Here is a 16,573-nt window from a genome sequence, read left to right as displayed (position 1 = left end):
ACAGTGGCCGTCGGCGCGCCGCACAACCGACAGCGGGACAAAGGGGATTGACCATGCGTTACCGGACTCTGGGCGGTACCGGCATCGAGGTGAGCGCACACTGCCTCGGCACCATGATGCTGGGGTCGGTCGGCAACCCGGACCACCAGGAGGGCATCCGGCTGGTGCACGCGGCGCTCGACCACGGCATCAACTTCGTCGACACCGCCGACATGTACTCGGCGGGCGAGTCGGAGGAGATCGTCGGCAAGGCGCTTCAGGGGCGGCGCGAGGACGTGGTGCTGGCCACCAAGGTGCACTTCCCGATGGGCCCGGGGCCGAACCGGGGCGGCAACTCGCGGCGGTGGATCGTGCAGGCGGTGGAGGACAGCCTGCGGCGGCTGCGCACCGACTGGATCGACCTGTACCAGGTGCACCGGCCGGACGGGCGGACCGACGTCGAGGAGACGCTGTCGGCGCTGGGCGACCTGGTCCGGCAGGGCAAGATCCGGGCGTTCGGGTGCTCGACCTTCCCCGCGGAGGAGATCGTCGAGTCGCACTGGGTGGCGGAGCGCCGGGCGCTGCCGCGTTTCCGCACCGAGCAGCCGCCGTACTCGATCCTGGCCCGCGGCATCGAGTCCTCGGTGCTGCCGGTGGCGCGGCGCTACGGCATGGGGGTGCTGACCTGGAGTCCGCTGGCGTCGGGGTTCCTGACCGGCCGTTACCGCAAGGGCGGGACGATCGACCTGTCCTCGGGGCGGGCGGCGCTGCACCCGCACCGCTTCGACCCGACCCTGCCGGTGAACGTCCGCAAGCTCGAAGCGGTGGAGCAACTGATCGAACTGGCCGACGAGTTGGGCTGCACGCTGCCGGAACTCGCGGTGGCGTTCCCGCTGGCGCACCCGGCGGTCACCTCGGTGATCATCGGCCCGCGCACCGTGGAGCAGCTGACCGGCCTGCTGAAGGGCGCCTCGCTGGTGCTCGACGACGCGGCGCTGGACCGGATCGACGCGATCGTCCCGCCGGGCACCAACGTGTACCACCCGGACGGCGTCTGGACCTCCCCCGGGCTCGCCCCGTCCGCGCTGCGCCGCCCGGCCGCCGAGCGCGCGGCGTCCGACGGCTGAGGAGCACCCGTTCGTGCGACGGGGCGTCAGGTCCGCCCCGTCGCACGGTCGGCGCTCAGCGCGGCAGGTCGGCGTGCCGCTGCAGGAAGGCCTCGACGTCGGCCGGGTCCTCCAGCGGCAGGGGGTAGACCAGCAGGCGGTCCACGCCCAGCTCGGCGTAGCGCCGCGCGTCGTCGGGGCCGGTCTCCACCGGGTCGATCTGCATGAAGTTGATCTCCAACCGGCCCAGGTGCGCGGGCCGGGGCACCTCGGCCTCGGCCTTGCGCAGCCCGTCGAGGTGGCGGACCAGGTCCTGCGGGCCGCGGCCGTTGCCGATCCAGCCGTGCCCCCTGGCCACGGCCCGGCGGTAGGCGGCCGGGCTGTGGCCGCCGATCATGATGCGCGGGCCGTCGGGCCGCACGGGGCGCGGGTGCGCGTCGACCCTGGCGAAGTCCGCGTACCGGCCGTGGAACTCCGGTTCGGGCGCGCTCCACAACTGGCGCATCGCGTCCAGGTATTCGTCGGTGCGCCCGCCGCGCTCGGCGACCCGCACGCCGACCGCGGCCATCTCCGGCTCCAGGTAGCCGGGCGCGACGCCGAGCAGCAGTCGGCCGCCCGAGAGCACGTCGAGGCTGGCGGCCTGCTTGGCCAGCACCACCGGGTTGCGCTGCGGCAGGATCAGGATTCCGGTGCCCAGTTCCATCCGCTCGGTCAGCGCCGCGACGAAGGACAGGTGCACCAGCGGGTCGAGGATCGGGTCGGTGGGCGCCATCGGCGAGTCCGGCACCCGCGGGCTGGGCAGCACCACGTGGTCGCCGACCCACCAGGACCGGTAGCCCCACTCCTCGGCCCGGCGGGCCAGCCGCGCCGTGTCGGCCGGCCCCAGCGTCGCCTTGGCGCTCAGCCCGTACACACCCAGTTCCATGATCCCCGCCTCCGTCCTCGCCCCGGCCGGGCGTCCGGTCGACGGTCCGACCGGAGCCCGGGCCGGCCCCTGCCCACCCGGGTCCGATCCGGTGAACACGATCGATCCTGCCCCACGCCGTCCTGGCCTGTCCCGGGAACACCGGCGGACGCGCCGGGTGCCGTCAGTACCGGACGACCGCCAGGAGCACCGTCGTGCACACTGCGGTGGCCAGCAGCACGGCGAGCAGGCAGCGGGCGCGCAGGCGGTCGTAGCGGGCGCCGTACTGCTCGCGGAGTCGCTCGCGGTGCTCCCGGAACTGTTCGAGCCCGCGGCGGGTGGCCTGGAGCTGAGTGTGCGCGAGGTGGTTCTCCAGGTCCAGCCGCTGAGCGGCCGTCAGCCAGGGCAGCAGCTCGGCGAACTCCTGGGCCGCCCGCCGGGCCTGCCGGTTCTGGTCCTGCCAGTACAGGTAGCCCTCCAACTGCCGCAGTCCCGCGTCGGCCTCGCCGGCGGCGGTGACCGGCCGGCCGCCGCCCCGGCCGGTGGGCGTCCGCTCGGTCACCGCTGCTCGTCGCCCGTGATCACCCGGCCGCCCTGGTGCCCGGCGTCCTGGATGTCGTCGGGGACCTCGGGATGGTGCAGGTTGAACGCCGGGGACTCGGAGCGCACCCGCGGCAGGGTGGTGAAGTTGTGCCGCGGCGGCGGGCAGGAGGTCGCCCACTCCAGTGAACGGCCCCAGCCCCAGGGGTCCTCCTCGTGGACCTTCGGCGCGTACTTGGCGGTCTTCCAGACGTTGTAGAGGAAGGGCAGCATCGACAGGCCGAGCAGGAACGAGCCGATGGTGGAGATCATGTTGAGGGTGGTGAAGCCGTCCGAGGCCAGGTAGTCCGCGTAGCGGCGCGGCATGCCCTCCGCGCCCAGCCAGTGCTGCACCAGGAACGTGGTGTGGAAGCCGACGAACAGCGTCCAGAAGCAGATCCTGCCGAGCCGTTCGTCCAGCATCCGGCCGGTGAACTTGGGCCACCAGAAGTGGAAGCCGGCGAACATCGCGAAGACGACGGTGCCGAACACCACGTAGTGGAAGTGCGCGATGACGAAGTAGCTGTCGGAGACGTGGAAGTCGATCGGCGGCGAGGCCAGCAGCACGCCCGTCAGGCCGCCGAACAGGAAGGTGACCAGGAAGCCGAACGCCCACAGCATCGGTGTCTCGAAGGACAGCGAGCCCTTCCACATGGTGCCGATCCAGTTGAAGAACTTCACGCCCGTCGGGATGGCGATCAGCAGCGTCATGAACGAGAAGAACGGCAGCAGCACCCGGCCGGTGACGAACATGTGGTGCGCCCACACCGTCAGGGACAGGCCGGAGATGGCGATGGTGGCGGCGATCAGGCCGGAGTAGCCGAACATCGGCTTGCGGGCGAAGACCGGGATGATCTCGGAGATGATGCCGAAGAACGGCAGCGCGATGATGTACACCTCGGGGTGGCCGAAGAACCAGAACAGGTGCTGCCACAGGATCGGGCCGCCGCTCAGCGGGTCGAAGACGTGGGCGCCGAACTTGCGGTCCACCTCCAGGGCGAGCAGCGCGGCCGCCAGCAGGGGGAACACCATGATGACCAGCACGGCGGTCAGCAGGGTGTTCCACACGAAGATCGACATCCGGAACATGGTCATGCCGGGGGCGCGCATGCAGATGATCGTGGTGATGAAGTTGACCGAGCCGAGGATGGTCCCGAAGCCGGAGAACACCAGGCCCATGATCCACAGGTCGCCGCCGATGCCCGGTGAGTGAATGGCGTCCGACAGCGGGGAGTAGGCGAACCAGCCGAAGTCCGCCGCGCCGTTGGGCGTCAGGAAGCCGGCCACCGCGATCAGCGAGCCGAACAGGTACAGCCAGTAGGCGAACATGTTCAGCCGGGGGAACGCCACGTCCGGCGCGCCGATCTGCAAGGGCATGATCCAGTTCGCGAAACCCGAGAACAGCGGTGTCGCGAACACCAGCAGCATGATCGTCCCGTGCATGGTGAACAGCTGGTTGAACTGCTCGTTGGAGACGATCTGCGTGCCCGGCCGGGCCAGCTCGGCGCGCATGATCAGCGCCATCACCCCGCCGATCAGGAAGAACGCGAACGACGTGCCCAGGTACAGGCTGCCGATCGTCTTGTGATCAGTGGTGGTGATCCAGCGGACGAGCACACTCCCGGGCCGGCGCACTGCCCCCCGCGAGTCGGGCTCCGCCGCGGGCGGCGGGGTGCGGTCGGTCATGACGGTCATGGCGGCTCCCTTGCAAAAGCTGACCCGCCATCTCTATCAGTAATCCCCTGACTCCGTACGGTTACGAAACGGCTCGCGGTCACATCCGACCCCGCCTCCGGGGACCCGGAGGCGGGGCGCGCGGGGGTGCGCAGGGCGCGCGGGGTGACAGAACGTCAGAACGCGGAGGTGTACGCCGTCAGGAACGGTGCGGTCACGGGCGACCCGCCGGGGCTGAAGCAGATCGGGTACAGCTCGACGGCGCCGGCGCTGCGGGCCCACGGCAGGGCGAGCTGGCACCAGCCGGCGCCGCCGCCGAACGCCGTGACCTGGGCGTGGTCGGCCGGGACGGCGACGCCGGGCAGGGTGACGGTGGAGGGGACGCCGACGGCCAGCGTGTTGCTCCCGGCCACCGAGTTGTAGTTGGTGCCGGACGGCACCGAGCCGTCGTACCAGAGGTAGCCGAAGGACTGCGGCGGGACCGCGGGGCCGTGCACGGCCCGCTCGGCGGAGTAGCTGAGCGTCCATTCGGTGTCGTAGGGCGCGTTGGACGCGTCGAAGCAGAGGACCGCGATGTTCTGCCCGCCGTCGGACGGCACCCATTCGGCCACCTTGCAGCGGGCGCCCTGCGTCGGGTCGACGGCGGTGACCTCGACGTTGCCGACGTTGGGGGCGGAGCCGACGCCGGGCAGCCGGACCGTCCAGAGGCCGGTGGACCCGTGGCTGGAGACGTTGCCGCCCCCGGCGGAGTTGTACTGGTCGATCGGCGCGCCGCTCGCGGCGGAGTCCAGGTAGGCGTAGTCGCCCGGCACGGGACCCCCGCTGCTGCTGGTGTACAGCACGGTGAACGGCGAGTTGTCGGGTGCGCCACCGCGCCGGTAGCAGGCCACCCTCACGTCGATGCCACTGCTGACGGCCCCCCAACCGGCCAGCTGGCACCAGGTGCCGCTGCGGTTGACGGCCGTGACGTGCGCGACGCCGCCGGGGCCCGCGATCAGCGGGAAGTGCACCACGTAGCTGCCGGGACCGGTCCGGTCGACGGTGACGGGGTTGCTCGCCGGGGAGGCCCAACTGCCCCACTGGCGCGACGGATCGGGAACGTAGCCGGGCGGCGGCGTCGGGTTGTCGACGAACGCGAAGCCCCAGCGGTCGGGAACCGCGGCCCGCGCGGGGCCGGCGGTCGGCACGGCAGCCACGAGCAGCGCGGCCAGCAGGGCCAGCGCCAGCAGCGCGGCCCGGACGGGACGGGCGGACGGTCGGTCGGATCCGGTGTGCATGGGCGGTCAACCCCCAGGGCAGTGAGGACAGGCACGGCGGCGCACCCCTCCCGGGGCGCCCGGGACAGGGCACGGCGGCCCCTGACACGACAGACCGTGCACGGAGGACACGCGACGCGGGCACGGCAGTCCGGTGGCCACACATGCTAGGCGGGACCCCGATCGACACCCACCCTCCTGGCACGAACCCGTACCTCCGGCCACCCCCGGCGGCCGTTCGGACGACAGCCGGTCCGTCGACCGACGGAGCGTCGGCTACCGGTCCTGGCGTAGGCGCGGCCGACACCCGGGGCGGCTGAGCCGTCCCCGTTCCCATGGGGCCGGAGCTACCGGACGTCCCACCGGCCCCGGCCGGCCGGGTGTTCGCCGGGAGGGATCCGCCGCCTTCTTCGAAGGGGGCCGTCGGGGCCGTGACCCCCGTCTGCCCCGCTCGCCCCGTCCGAAAAAGGCGGCGCCCTTCCCCCCGTCTCCCCCCTCGGGCGCCGACCACCCCCACCCCCCCGGATCCGGGGCGCCGACACCCAGGGCCTGCGGAACGAATCCCCCGATTCCCGCCGACCCGGCTGCGCCGGTCTCCCGGCGACAGGAAGATCGTGACAGCTCGGGGCCGGTCCGCACATTGCCAGGATCCGGCAATCTTGTCGGCCTCTTGACGTCCGAACTCTGCACCCGTGCGGGGAGGCTCGGATGCGAACACGGGCGGGCGCGAGGACAGGGGCGGGTGGGGGCTCCTCCCGGCCCGCCAGGGCCTGGGGAGAACTGCGCGGCAAGCACGCACACCCGTCCGCAGGGCGGCGATCACGTGCAGGCCGATGTCCCGCGTCGCGATCTTTCCGACGAGCGCCGTTCCCCTCGCGCAGTGCCCCGCGCCCCTGGTGGTGCTCTCCCCGGTTCGCAGCCGTCAGCTCTTCCGCTAAAGGGCCTGTCGCGGCCAGCCCAGCAGGCGGGCGCCCATCGCGGCCGTTTCCAGGGTGTAGCGGTGGAGCGCGTCCGCCGGGTCGTAGCCGGTGAGGGCTTTGATGCGTTCGGCGCGGTAGCCGAGGGTGCGGACGCTGACGCCGAGGCGGCGGGCGGCTTCGGCGTTGACGTAGCCGGCTTCGGCCTGGACGGCGATGGTGTCGAGGAGGGGGCCGGCCCCGCCGCGGGCGGCGGCGAGGGGGCCGAGGACGGTGCGGACCAGGTCCGCCATCGCGGCGCGGTCGCGCATCAGGACCGGGAAGACCAGGAGCTCCTCGGCCTTCAGCAGTTCGGCGGGCAGGTCGAGGCGCTCCGCGAAGTCGAGCGCGTCGAGGGCTTCCTCGTAGCTGCGCACGACACCGCCGGCCCCCGAGTGGCGGCGGCCGGTGGCGACCCGCCGGGCGGGCGGGTAGCCGGGGCCGGGGCGGAGGGCGAGTCGGGCGAAGGCGTCGAGGACGGCCTGTTCGCTCTCGGGGGCGACGCACACGAGTCGGCCGTCCTTGGTGGCGAGCAGGACGTCGCGTTCGCCGAAACGCCCGGTCAGTTCCCGTTCCACGCGACGCACCACGGGGTCGACGTGGCCGTAGGGCCGTTCGGCGACGGCGACGGCGACGGCGTGGGTGCGGGCGAGGCGCAGGCCGAAGCGTTCGGCGCGTTCGGCGAGGGTGCCGAGGTCGCTGCGGCCGTACAGCAGGTCGTCGATGAATTCGCGGCGGGCCGCTTCCTCCTGACGGACGGCCAGCCGCTGGGCTCGTTCATGGCCCTCGCCGAGGGCGGCGAGCGCGGTCTCGGCGGCGATCAGCAGTGCTTCGCCGACCTGGCGCAGTTCGCTGACGGTGCCGGCGCCGGCGATCCCGGGGAGGGTGGCCCAGGCGCGGCGGCCGGCGCCCATGCACCGGGCGACGACGTCGCGCAGGCCCTGTCCGTTCTCGGCGCAGCGTTCGCCGAGGGCGCGCAGGGATTCGACCTCGGCCCGGCTCAGGCGTCGCCCGGAGCGGGAGACTTCGGCGAGCAGCCCGACGTACCGGTCGCCGAGTTCCCCGACCACGCTCTGCTCGGGCACCGTCTGCTCGGCCATCTTGACGCCCTTTCACCTGCCGTTCGAAATCGCCGCATCCTAGCGGCCGGCGGGCCGGTCCCGGCGTCCGGTGTTGTTCGGGCCCGTACGATGGCGGGTGCGGCGCGTGACGGTGCGTCGCCGTGATCTCGGGAGGTTCTCCGCCATGACGGCTGGCTCGACGGGCCCCAGGTGGGCGCTGATCGGCTGTTGGGCGGCGTTCGGGGTGGTGGCGCTGGCGCTGGCCGCGCAGGGGTGGGCGGCGTTCGGGTTCGAACAGGCCGTGCTGGACTGGTGCGTGGCGCATCGGCCGGACGTCGCGGTGACGGCGGCGACGGTGGTGACGGCCTGCGGGTCGGCGCCGTTGCCGTATCTGATGGCGTTGGCGGCCGGGGCGCTCGCGGTGCGGCGGGTGCGGGGGCCGGTGGCGGTGGTGCTGTTCGCGCCGACGGTGTGGCTGTTGCTGGGTCAGGGGCTGCGTCAGCTGCTGATGCACGGCTTCGGCCGGCCCCGGCCGCCGCTGGCGGCGCGGGCGGTGCACGCCTCGGGGTTCTCCTTCCCGTCGGGGCACGCGTTCACGGCAGCGGCCGGGGCGGGGCTGCTGGCGTTGGCGGTGGCGCTGGCCCGTCCGGGTGCGGCGCGCCTCGCCGCGGTGTGCGCGGTGGTGTTCGCGGCGGCGGTCGGTGCGAGCCGGGTGTACTTGGGGGTGCATTGGGCACTGGATGTGCTGGGCGGCTGGCTGCTGGCCGCAGGGTGGCTGGCGCTGGGTACGCTGCTGGTGTGTCAGGGCCGGGACAGTGGCGCTGTACTGCTGGAACGTCGACCCGGCGGGCGCCGGGATTGACCGGCAGGGGCGCGTCCGCGCCACGAATTGCCGTATATCAAGAAGGGTTTTCGGGATGGCTCAGGTTGTGCGGGGTGTGATCGCTCGGGCGAAGGGCGCGCCGGTGGAGGTGGTGCCGATCGTGGTGCCCGATCCGGGTCCGGGCGAGGCGGTGGTGAAGGTGCAGGCGTGCGGCGTGTGCCACACCGACCTGCACTACCGGGAGGGCGGGATCAACGACGAGTTCCCGTTCCTGCTGGGCCACGAGGCCGCGGGTGTGGTGGAGGCCGTCGGCGAGGGCGTCGACAATGTCGTCCCCGGTGACTTCGTGATCCTCAACTGGCGTGCGGTGTGCGGCCGTTGCCGCTCGTGTCGGCGGGGCCGGCCGCAGTACTGCTTCGCCACCCACAACGCGAAGCAGAAGATGACCCTGGAGGACGGCACCGAGCTGTCGCCGGCCCTGGGCATCGGCGCGTTCGCCGAGAAGACCCTGGTCGCGGCGGGCCAGTGCACCAAGGTGGACCCGGCGGCCGCGCCGGCCGCGGCGGGCCTGCTGGGCTGCGGTGTGATGGCGGGCCTGGGTGCGGCGATCAACACCGGCCAGGTGGGCCGCGGCGACAGCGTCGCGGTGATCGGCTGCGGCGGCGTCGGCAACGCCGCGGTGATGGGCGCCCGGCTGGCGGGCGCGTCGCGGATCATCGCGGTGGACGTGGACGAGCGCAAGCTGGTCACCGCCCGCGGCCTGGGCGCCACCCACACCGTGAACTCGCGGGAGACCGACGCCGTCGAGGCGATCCGGGAGCTGACCGGCGGCAACGGCGCGGACGTGGTGATCGACGCGGTCGGCCGCCCGGAGACGTACAAGCAGGCGTTCTACGCCCGCGACCTGGCGGGCACCGTGGTGCTGGTCGGCGTGCCGACGCCGGAGATGACCCTCGAACTGCCGCTGCTGGACGTGTTCGGCCGCGGTGGCGCGCTCAAGTCGTCCTGGTACGGCGACTGCCTGCCGGAGCGGGACTTCCCGATGCTGATCGACCTGTACCTGCAGGGCCGGCTCGACCTGGACGCGTTCGTCAGCGAGACCATTGCGCTGGACGGCGTCGAGGAGGCGTTCGCCCGGATGCACCGCGGCGAGGTGCTGCGCTCGGTGGTGGTCCTCTGATGGCGGCCCGGATCGAACACCTGGTCACCGCGGGCGAGTTCAGCCTGGACGGCGGCACCTGGCAGGTCGACAACAACGTGTGGCTGGTCGGCGACGACCACGAGGTGGTGGTGATCGACGCCGCGCACGACGCGGACGCGATCGCCGCGGCGGTGGCCGGGCGCACGCTGGTGGCGATCGTCTCCACCCACGCGCACAACGACCACATCGACGCCGCGCCGGAGCTGGCCGCCCGCACGGGCGCGCCGATCCTGCTGCACCCCGACGACCAGGTGCTGTGGCAGCAGACCCACCCGGACCGGAAGCCCGACGGCGCGCTCGCCGACGGTCAGCAACTGACCGTCGCCGGCACCACGCTGACGGTGCTGCACACGCCGGGCCACAGCCCGGGCGCGGTCAGCCTGTACGCGCCGGAGCTCGGCACCGTGTTCACCGGCGACACCCTGTTCGCCGGCGGGCCGGGCGCCACCGGGCGGTCGTTCTCCGACTTCCCGACCATCGTCGACTCGATCCGCGAGCGCCTGCTGACGCTCCCGGCCGAGACGGTGGTGCGCACCGGCCACGGCGACTCGACGACCGTCGGCGCGGAGGCCCCGCACCTGGCCGAGTGGATCGCCCGCGGCCACTGACCGGCCGTCAGCCCTTCGCCGTCCCCGACGTCCCGTCCGGGGCGGCGAAGCGGACGGCCGCCAGCCGTTCCCGCGAGGTCGTGTCGGCGAGCAGCACCGACGTCGCGCCGGGGAACGCCGCCAGGCCCTGGTGGTCGACGGCCGCCACCAGGGCGGCCAGGCCGCGCACGTGGCGGCGGAAGGTGCCCGGGGCGGCGGTGCGGGCGCGGGCGTGCTGACCGGCCAGCGCCTGGTCGGGGTGGACGGCGAGCAGCACCACGTGCAGTTCCCGCCCGTACCGGCGGGCCCAGTGCGCGAGGGTGCGGCGCAGCCAGCGGCGGCTGCCGCAGTCGTGCACCAGCAGCGGCCCGGGGCCGCGCAGCGCGGCGCGGATGCGCAGCAGGTGCAGGGTCCGCACGACGGGCCGGTAGACGGGGTACGGGAGCCGGGCGGGCATCGCGGCCTGCGCGGCCAGGCGGCTGGTGCGCGGGTCGAGGACGGGGGCGTGGGCGTCCCAGCGGTGCAGCAGGGTGCTCTTGCCGCTGCCGGGCAGTCCGGCCACCACCACGGCGGCGTGGGGCCCGTAACGGACGGTCAGCGGCGGGCCGGGCCGGCCGCGCAGGTCGGTGACGCCCTGCGGGGCGAGTTCGCCGGCGGCTTCCACGGTGTGCTCCCCCTGCTGTGACGACGGCCGTCCCGCCGCGGGCCACGGCGGGACGGTTCGGCAGCATAGCGGGGCGGGGTGTTCGGGTCAGCTGTCGGTGACCCGGATGGCGCCGGCGGGGCAGGACGCGACGGCGTCCTCGACGGCGGAGCGCAGCTCGGCGGGCGGGCGGGCGTCGAGCAGCAGCACGACGCCGTCCTCCTCGCGCTGGTCGAACACCTCGGGGGCGTTGCGGACGCACTGCCCGGCGCCGCAGCAGCGGTCCTGGTCGACGGTGACGGTCACGGTTCCTTCTTTCGCGAGGTCGCCCGGGCGGGTCGGCGGGGCGGCGGTCACCAGGCGACCTGGAGCTCGTGGACACCGTAGATCAGCATGTCGCTCCGGAACGGGACGTCCTCGAACGGCACGGCGAGCCGCAGTTCGGGGAGTCGGCGCAGCAGGGTCTCCAGGGCGATCTCCAGCTCCAGCCGGGCGAGCGGCTGGCCGAGGCACTGGTGGACGCCGAAGCCGAAGGCGAGGTGGTGGCGGGTGTCGCGGGTGAGGTCGAGGGTGTCGGCGCCGGGGTAGCGGCCGTCGTCCCAGTTGGCGGTGTTGACCTGGAGGATGACGCCCTCACCGGCCCGGATCGTGGTGCCGCCGATCTCGGCGTCCTCGACGGCGACCCGGACCAGGCCGTTCTGCACGATGCTGAGGTAGCGCAGGAGTTCCTCGACCGCGGCGGGCGTGGCCTCGGGGTGGGCGCGCAGGTGGGCGAGCTGCTCGGGGTTGCGCAGCAGGGCGAGGATCGACAGCGCCGTCATGTTGGCGGTGGTCTCGTGCCCGGCTATCAGCAGCAGCCGGCCCATCGCGCCGATGTCCTCGATCTCCAGTTCGCCGCGGGCGACCAGGCGGCTGAGGATGCCGTCGTCGGGGTTGTCGCGCTTGGACGCGGTCAGCGCGTCGATGTACTCGGTGAGCCGGGTGTTGGCGTCGACGACCTCTTCGGTGGTGGAGCCGCGGTGCAGCAGGGTGCGGCTGCACTCCTGGAAGAAGTCGTGGTCCTGGTAGGGGACGCCGAGCAGCAGGCAGATCACCAGGGACGGCAGCGGCAGCGCGAACTCGTTGACCAGGTCGGCCTGGTGGCGCCCGTCGATCATCCGGTCGATCAGTTCGTCGGTGATCCGCTGGATCTCGGGGCGCAGCGAGGCGGTGCGGCGCATGGTGAAGTCGCCGGTGAGCATGCGGCGCAGCCGGCCGTGCTCGGGGTCGTCCAGCCGGATGAAGGTGGGCTTGACGGTGAGGAGCTGGCGGGAGGCCTCGGTGAGGAACGGGAAGCCCGGGTTTTCGGGGTCGGAGCTGAACCGGTTGTCGGCGAGGACGGCGCGGACGTCCTCGTGCCGGGTGATCAGCCAGCACGAGGCGCCGTCGTACAGGCCGACCCGGCTGATCGGCTCGTCGTGCCGGGCCTGCTCGTAGGCGGGCGGCGGCGCGAACGGGCAGGTCCCGCGCGGGGCGGGGTGGCTGGTGGGAGAGGTTTGCGCGGCGGTGGCCATCTGGTGGTCCCTTCCCGGAGCTCGGCCGGCGGAGGCGTCGGCGGGCGAACCTTGCGACTGCGCGGCCCGAGCTGTTGAGTGCCTCGGGCAACTAACTCACGGTCACGCTAACTCGCGGTCCGTGGCCACGGGAAGGTGATCCTGGCCGGATCGTGAATTCTGTCCGGATTCCGGCGACGCGCATGCGTTCGCCCCCGAACCGGGAACCCCGCCCACCAGCCGCGTCCGGGTCCGTCACGGCCGACGGCTCATCCTTGCGGCCGATCGAGAACGGGCCACGGCCTCACACCCACAGCGCCTGGGCGATCGCCCACCCGGTGAACGCCGAGCCCAGCCCGGCCACCACGCTGCCCGCCGCGTTCACCCCCGCGTAGAACCGGGCCCCGCTCTCGGCCAGCCGCAACGTCTCCCAGGAGAACGTCGAGTACGTGGTCAGCGCCCCGCAGAAGCCGGTGCCGAGCAGCAGTTGGAGCTGCGAGGAGGCCGCGCCGGCGGCGACCGCGCCGGTCAGCAGGCCGAGCACCAGGGAGCCGGACACGTTGACGGCGAACGTTCCCCACGGGAAGACCGTGTCGTGCCGGGCCTGCACCGCCCGGTCGGTCAGGTAGCGCAGCGGCGCGCCGACCGCCGCGCCGACGATCACCAGCAGCCAGTTCACTCCGCCTCCCCGGGGGCGTCGGCGGGTCGGAGCACCTCGCACGCGTCGAGCGTCACCAGGCACCGGTCGAGCAGGTCGTCCAGTTGCGGCAGGAACGCCCGGATCCGCTCCTCGCGGTCCACCACCACGACCGCCACCGGCAGGTCGTCGCCGACCGACAGCAGCCGGGAGGTGTGCACCAGCGCGGACGCGCCGAAGCCCTCGATGCCGCGGAACACGCTGGCGCCGGCCAGCCGGGCGGCGTGCGCGCGGTGCACGATCTCCGCGTACAGCGGGCGGTGGTGCCAGTGCTGGTCCTCGCCGGCCAGCACCGTCATCCGCAGCGCCCGTTCGGTCCGTGCGGTCATCGCGTCCTCCGTCCGATCACCCGGCGGGCGGCGGCCGCGCCGGCCCAGACCGCGACCAGCGCGGCGAGCAGGGTGGCGGCCAGGTAGCCCAGGGCCGCCGGGGCGCGGCCGGCCAGCATCAGTCGCTGGACGTCGACCGCGTAGGTGGAGAAGGTGGTGAATCCGCCGAGCACGCCGGTGCCGAAGAACGGCCGCACCAGCCGGTGCGCGCGCCAGGCCTCGGTGAGCACCGTCAGGAACGCCCCGATCACCGCGCAGCCCGCCACGTTGATCACCAGCGTCGCCCAGGGGAAGCCGTCCGCCGCCGTCGGCCATTCGAGCGCGATCGCGTACCGGGCGCAGGCGCCGAGCACGCCGCCGACGGCCACCACGCCGAGCACGGACGCCAGTTCACGGTCCGGCCCGCGACGGCGCGCCGGGCGCGCCTCGGTCCCGGATTCGACGGCGCCGGCCGTCGCCGACCGGGAACTCTCCACGTGCACCACGTCTCCCACTCGCACGGCGCCCGAAGGATCCGGGCGCGTCCTGTACAAGTAGGGACCGTTGGCGGCGACTCGCCGCGGTTCAGGTCCGGCGAGCCCCACCGCCGTCGCGCCCCCTCGGAAGGTGGCACTTGCGCCACTCTACCGGCCGGGCGGGCCGCCCTCGGCAGCAGGGACGGCTCAGCGTGTCCCGACGGCGGGCGCCGGGACGGCCGGCAGGGTGTCGCGGGCGTACGCCAGGGCTTCCGGTGTGGTGGCGAACAGTCGCCCCTGGGCCTGGAGTTCGTCGAGCACGCCGAGTGCGTCCAGGGGCCGGCGGTGTTCGGGGTGCACCCCGGAGAGCAGGACCCGGATGCCGCGGCGGTGCAGGTCGGCGAGGGCCTCGCCGAGGACGGTCGCGCCGCTGGCGTCGATCGCGGTGACGCGCGACATCCGCAGGATCACCACCTCGGCGTGGTCGGCGGCGGTCAGTTCGAGCCGCAGGCGGTGCGCGGCGGCGAACAGCAGCGGGCCGTGCAGCCGGTAGGCGGCGATCCGGCCGCCCGCATGGTCCTGCTCGGACACCGGCAGGCGCTCCAGCCGGGCGGCCCGGGCGACGGCGCGGAGCGCGAGCACGCCGGCCAGCAGCAGGCCGACCGCGACGGCGGTGACCAGGTCGAAGGCGAGGGTGGCGGCGGCGGTCGCCGCCAGCACGGCGGCCTCGCCACGCCCGGTGCGGGCCAGCGCGCGCAGCGCCCCGGCCTGCACCATGCGCACGGCGGTGGCGATCAGCACGCCGGCCAGCGCGGCCAGCGGGATGTCGGCGACCAGCGGCGCGGCGGCGAACACCACCACGGCCAGCACGGCGGCGTGCACCAGCGCGGCCAGTCGGGAGACCGCGCCGCTGCGCACGTTGACGGCGGTGCGGGCGATCGCGCCGGTCGCGGCGACGCCGCCGAACAGCGGGGCGATCAGGTTGGCCAGGCCCTGGCCGAACAACTCCCGGTCGCTGTCGTGCCGTTCACCGCCCCGGCGGGGGTCGTTCGCGGTCATCGCGTCGGCGGCGGTCGCCGACATCAGCGACTCCAGCGCACCGAGCGCGGCGACCGCCAGCGCGGACGGCAGCAGCGCGGGCACCGCGGACAGGTCGAGGAAGCCCAGCGAGGGGCTGGGCAGTCCGGACGGCAGGTGGCCGATGACGGCGACCGGCAGGTCGACGGCCTTGGCGAGCACGGTGGCGGCGACCACGGCGATCAGCGAGAACGGCACTCCGGGCCGCAGCCGTCCGCCGATCAGCATCAGCGCGGCGACGCCCGCCGCGAGCAGCACCGCCGCCCAGTGCGGGGAGGACGCGAACGCGGAGACGGCGCGGGCGGCGACCACCGCCGGGTTCTCGCCGTCCGGTTTGGCCACGCCGAGCGCGCCGGGCACCTGCTGGAGGCCGATCACGCCGGCGATGCCGACCGTGAACCCCTCGATCACCGGCACCGGCACGTACGCCATCCACCGGCCGGCCCCGGCGAGCGCCAGCAGCACCAGCAGCAGGCCGGCGAGCAGGCCGACGGTCAGCACCCCGCCGGTGCCGTAGCGGGCGACGATCGGCACCAGCACCACGGTCATCGCACCGGTCGGGCCGGTGACCTGGAGGCCGGAGCCGCCGAACACGGCGGCGATCGCACCCGCGACCACGGCGGTGGCCAGGCCCGCCGCCGCGCCCGCCCCGGAGGAGACGCCGAAGCCCAGGGCGAGCGGCAGCGCCACGACGGCCACCGTCAGTCCGGCGAGCAGGTCCCGCCGCGGGTCCCGCCGCATGGTGGCCAGTGTCCGGCGGTCGGGCAGCACCGCCCGCAGCCGCCGGCCGATCGCACCCGCGCCGTTCACGCCGCCCCGCCGCATCGGATCGTGGCGAGCGGATCAGGGACCTCCGCCTGGGCGTGGCACTGCGACGCGGGCACGGTTCAGCTCTCTTTCTGGGGTTCCGGCTCTGTTCCGGACCGGGACGGGACGGCGATGCCGTGCTGCTCCGCGATCCGCAGCAGCCCGGCGATCCGGCCCGCGTGAGCCTGCGCGCCGTGGTCGTCCTCGGCGTCCCGCGCCTCGCGCAACGCCCGTCGGGCGAGGGCGAGTTGCTCGCGGAGCTCCTGCTCGAACACCTCGGTCACGTCGGCCCCTCTCCAGTGTCGGCGCGCAGGCGGCCGGGCAGGACGGACCGGCCGGGCACCCGATCAGAATGTATCGACTTGAAGAATTTCGCAAGTCGCAATGTCTGCATGTCCCGGGCGCAGCGAGGCCTTCGCGGGCGGGGCAGGGGAAGTGACGGAGCGTCAGCCGTTGTCGGCGGCCCGCAGGTCGGCGAGCAGGCCGGCCTGGTCGGTGATCAGCGAGCCGAGGATGGAACGGGCGACCCGCAGCAGGTCGGCGACCTCGCCGCTGGCCAGCGTGTACACCACGGTGGAGCCCTCGCGGCGGGCGTGCACCAGCTTGGCCCGGCGCAGCACGGCCAGCTGCTGGGACAGGTTGGCCGGCTCCACGCCGACCTCGGGCAGCATCTCGGCGACGGCGTGGTCGCGGGTGCTGAGCAGCTCCAGCACCCGGATCCGCACCGGGTGCCCGAGCGTTTTGAAGAACTCCGCCTTCAGCTGGTACAGCGGGACGCTGGCCACCGGTGGCGACTGCGGGTTCTCGGCGTTCACGTGGTCGTCACCGTCTCGTTCAAGGCCCGAAAGGGCACGGGGGCGTCGCGCCGACCCTAACAACCGCTCGTGCCCCCCGGCACGAGCCGGGG

18 protein-coding genes are annotated in these 16,573 nt (G+C 73.7%); 4 read left to right on the top strand and 14 right to left on the bottom strand.

The genetic code is table 11. The annotated features are described in order from the left end of the window. Window positions 1-53: 53 nt before the first annotated feature. Window positions 54-1,106 carry an aldo/keto reductase gene (locus CG736_RS13755; protein ID WP_100586493.1) on the top strand — a complete coding sequence of 351 codons (1,053 nt, stop codon included), beginning with the start codon at window positions 54-56 and terminating at the stop codon, window positions 1,104-1,106. A 55-nt stretch (window positions 1,107-1,161) separates the two neighbouring features. On the opposite strand, the gene CG736_RS13750 is transcribed toward CG736_RS13755, so the two are convergent. The 5 genes from CG736_RS13750 to CG736_RS13730 all read right to left on the bottom strand — a co-directional run bounded on the left by CG736_RS13750 (window position 1,162) and on the right by CG736_RS13730 (window position 7,554). After that, on the bottom strand, window positions 1,162-2,010 hold the full coding sequence (locus CG736_RS13750) for an LLM class F420-dependent oxidoreductase (RefSeq protein ID WP_100586492.1): 849 nt from the start codon (window positions 2,008-2,010) through the stop codon (window positions 1,162-1,164). A gap of 163 nt (window positions 2,011-2,173) precedes the next feature. After that, the gene (locus tag CG736_RS13745; RefSeq protein ID WP_100586491.1) at window positions 2,174-2,551 is read right to left on the bottom strand and encodes a hypothetical protein; all 378 of its coding nucleotides are present in this window, start codon (window positions 2,549-2,551) and stop codon (window positions 2,174-2,176) included. Then, window positions 2,548-4,254 carry a cytochrome c oxidase subunit I gene (gene ctaD, locus CG736_RS13740; RefSeq protein ID WP_198520508.1) on the bottom strand — a complete coding sequence of 569 codons (1,707 nt, stop codon included), beginning with the start codon at window positions 4,252-4,254 and terminating at the stop codon, window positions 2,548-2,550. Before ctaD ends, CG736_RS13745 begins: the two co-directional genes overlap by 4 nt. 164 nt (window positions 4,255-4,418) lie before the next feature. Continuing rightward, on the bottom strand, window positions 4,419-5,519 hold the full coding sequence (locus tag CG736_RS13735; protein ID WP_100586489.1) for a hypothetical protein: 1,101 nt from the start codon (window positions 5,517-5,519) through the stop codon (window positions 4,419-4,421). A gap of 913 nt (window positions 5,520-6,432) precedes the next feature. Next, window positions 6,433-7,554, bottom strand: a complete 1,122-nt coding sequence (locus CG736_RS13730) for a CdaR family transcriptional regulator (RefSeq protein ID WP_100586488.1) — start codon at window positions 7,552-7,554, stop codon at window positions 6,433-6,435. A 145-nt stretch (window positions 7,555-7,699) separates the two neighbouring features. On the opposite strand from CG736_RS13730, the gene CG736_RS13725 reads away from it, so the two are divergent. From CG736_RS13725 to CG736_RS13715, 3 genes are read left to right on the top strand one after another with little or no spacing between them, the layout of a single operon-like run. Then, window positions 7,700-8,377 carry a phosphatase PAP2 family protein gene (locus CG736_RS13725; protein ID WP_100586487.1) on the top strand — a complete coding sequence of 226 codons (678 nt, stop codon included), beginning with the start codon at window positions 7,700-7,702 and terminating at the stop codon, window positions 8,375-8,377. 55 nt (window positions 8,378-8,432) lie between these two features. Continuing rightward, window positions 8,433-9,518 carry an S-(hydroxymethyl)mycothiol dehydrogenase gene (locus tag CG736_RS13720; protein WP_100586486.1) on the top strand — a complete coding sequence of 362 codons (1,086 nt, stop codon included), beginning with the start codon at window positions 8,433-8,435 and terminating at the stop codon, window positions 9,516-9,518. Beyond that, entirely contained in the window at window positions 9,518-10,147 is a 630-nt protein-coding gene (locus CG736_RS13715; RefSeq protein ID WP_100586485.1) for an MBL fold metallo-hydrolase, read from the top strand. The genes CG736_RS13720 and CG736_RS13715 overlap by 1 nt, the downstream gene beginning before the upstream one ends. Before the next feature lie 7 nt (window positions 10,148-10,154). Here CG736_RS13715 and CG736_RS13710 read toward each other — a convergent pair whose 3' ends face one another. From CG736_RS13710 to CG736_RS13670, 9 genes are all read right to left on the bottom strand, one after another. Further along, window positions 10,155-10,790, bottom strand: a complete 636-nt coding sequence (locus CG736_RS13710; protein ID WP_100586484.1) for an AAA family ATPase — start codon at window positions 10,788-10,790, stop codon at window positions 10,155-10,157. 87 nt (window positions 10,791-10,877) lie between these two features. Then, on the bottom strand, window positions 10,878-11,075 hold the full coding sequence (locus CG736_RS13705; RefSeq protein WP_043909247.1) for a ferredoxin: 198 nt from the start codon (window positions 11,073-11,075) through the stop codon (window positions 10,878-10,880). A 47-nt stretch (window positions 11,076-11,122) separates the two neighbouring features. After that, window positions 11,123-12,322 (bottom strand): cytochrome P450, encoded by a 1,200-nt coding sequence (locus tag CG736_RS13700; RefSeq protein ID WP_100586483.1) that lies wholly within the window; start codon window positions 12,320-12,322, stop codon window positions 11,123-11,125. Between the two features lie 283 nt (window positions 12,323-12,605). Further along, window positions 12,606-12,980, bottom strand: coding sequence for a fluoride efflux transporter CrcB (gene crcB / locus CG736_RS13695; protein WP_100586482.1), 375 nt, complete (start codon window positions 12,978-12,980; stop codon window positions 12,606-12,608). Further along, window positions 12,977-13,327: a DUF190 domain-containing protein gene (locus CG736_RS13690; protein ID WP_043907753.1), complete on the bottom strand. Its 351-nt coding sequence runs from the start codon at window positions 13,325-13,327 to the stop codon at window positions 12,977-12,979. Before CG736_RS13690 ends, crcB (CG736_RS13695) begins: the two co-directional genes overlap by 4 nt. Continuing rightward, on the bottom strand, window positions 13,324-13,803 hold the full coding sequence (gene crcB / locus CG736_RS13685) for a fluoride efflux transporter CrcB (protein WP_198520507.1): 480 nt from the start codon (window positions 13,801-13,803) through the stop codon (window positions 13,324-13,326). Before crcB (CG736_RS13685) ends, CG736_RS13690 begins: the two co-directional genes overlap by 4 nt. A gap of 186 nt (window positions 13,804-13,989) precedes the next feature. After that, on the bottom strand, window positions 13,990-15,600 hold the full coding sequence (locus CG736_RS13680) for a SulP family inorganic anion transporter (protein WP_232734002.1): 1,611 nt from the start codon (window positions 15,598-15,600) through the stop codon (window positions 13,990-13,992). A 146-nt stretch (window positions 15,601-15,746) separates the two neighbouring features. After that, entirely contained in the window at window positions 15,747-15,950 is a 204-nt protein-coding gene (locus CG736_RS13675; protein ID WP_100586480.1) for a hypothetical protein, read from the bottom strand. A 162-nt stretch (window positions 15,951-16,112) separates the two neighbouring features. Then, window positions 16,113-16,481: a helix-turn-helix transcriptional regulator gene (locus CG736_RS13670; protein WP_100586479.1), complete on the bottom strand. Its 369-nt coding sequence runs from the start codon at window positions 16,479-16,481 to the stop codon at window positions 16,113-16,115. Between the last annotated feature and the right edge of the window lie 92 nt (window positions 16,482-16,573).

The sequence above is a fragment of the Kitasatospora sp. CB02891 genome (genome assembly GCF_002803145.1).
Classification (GTDB): Bacteria; Actinomycetota; Actinomycetes; order Streptomycetales; family Streptomycetaceae; genus Kitasatospora; species Kitasatospora griseola.
This window is presented reverse-complemented; position numbering and strand designations above follow the sequence as displayed.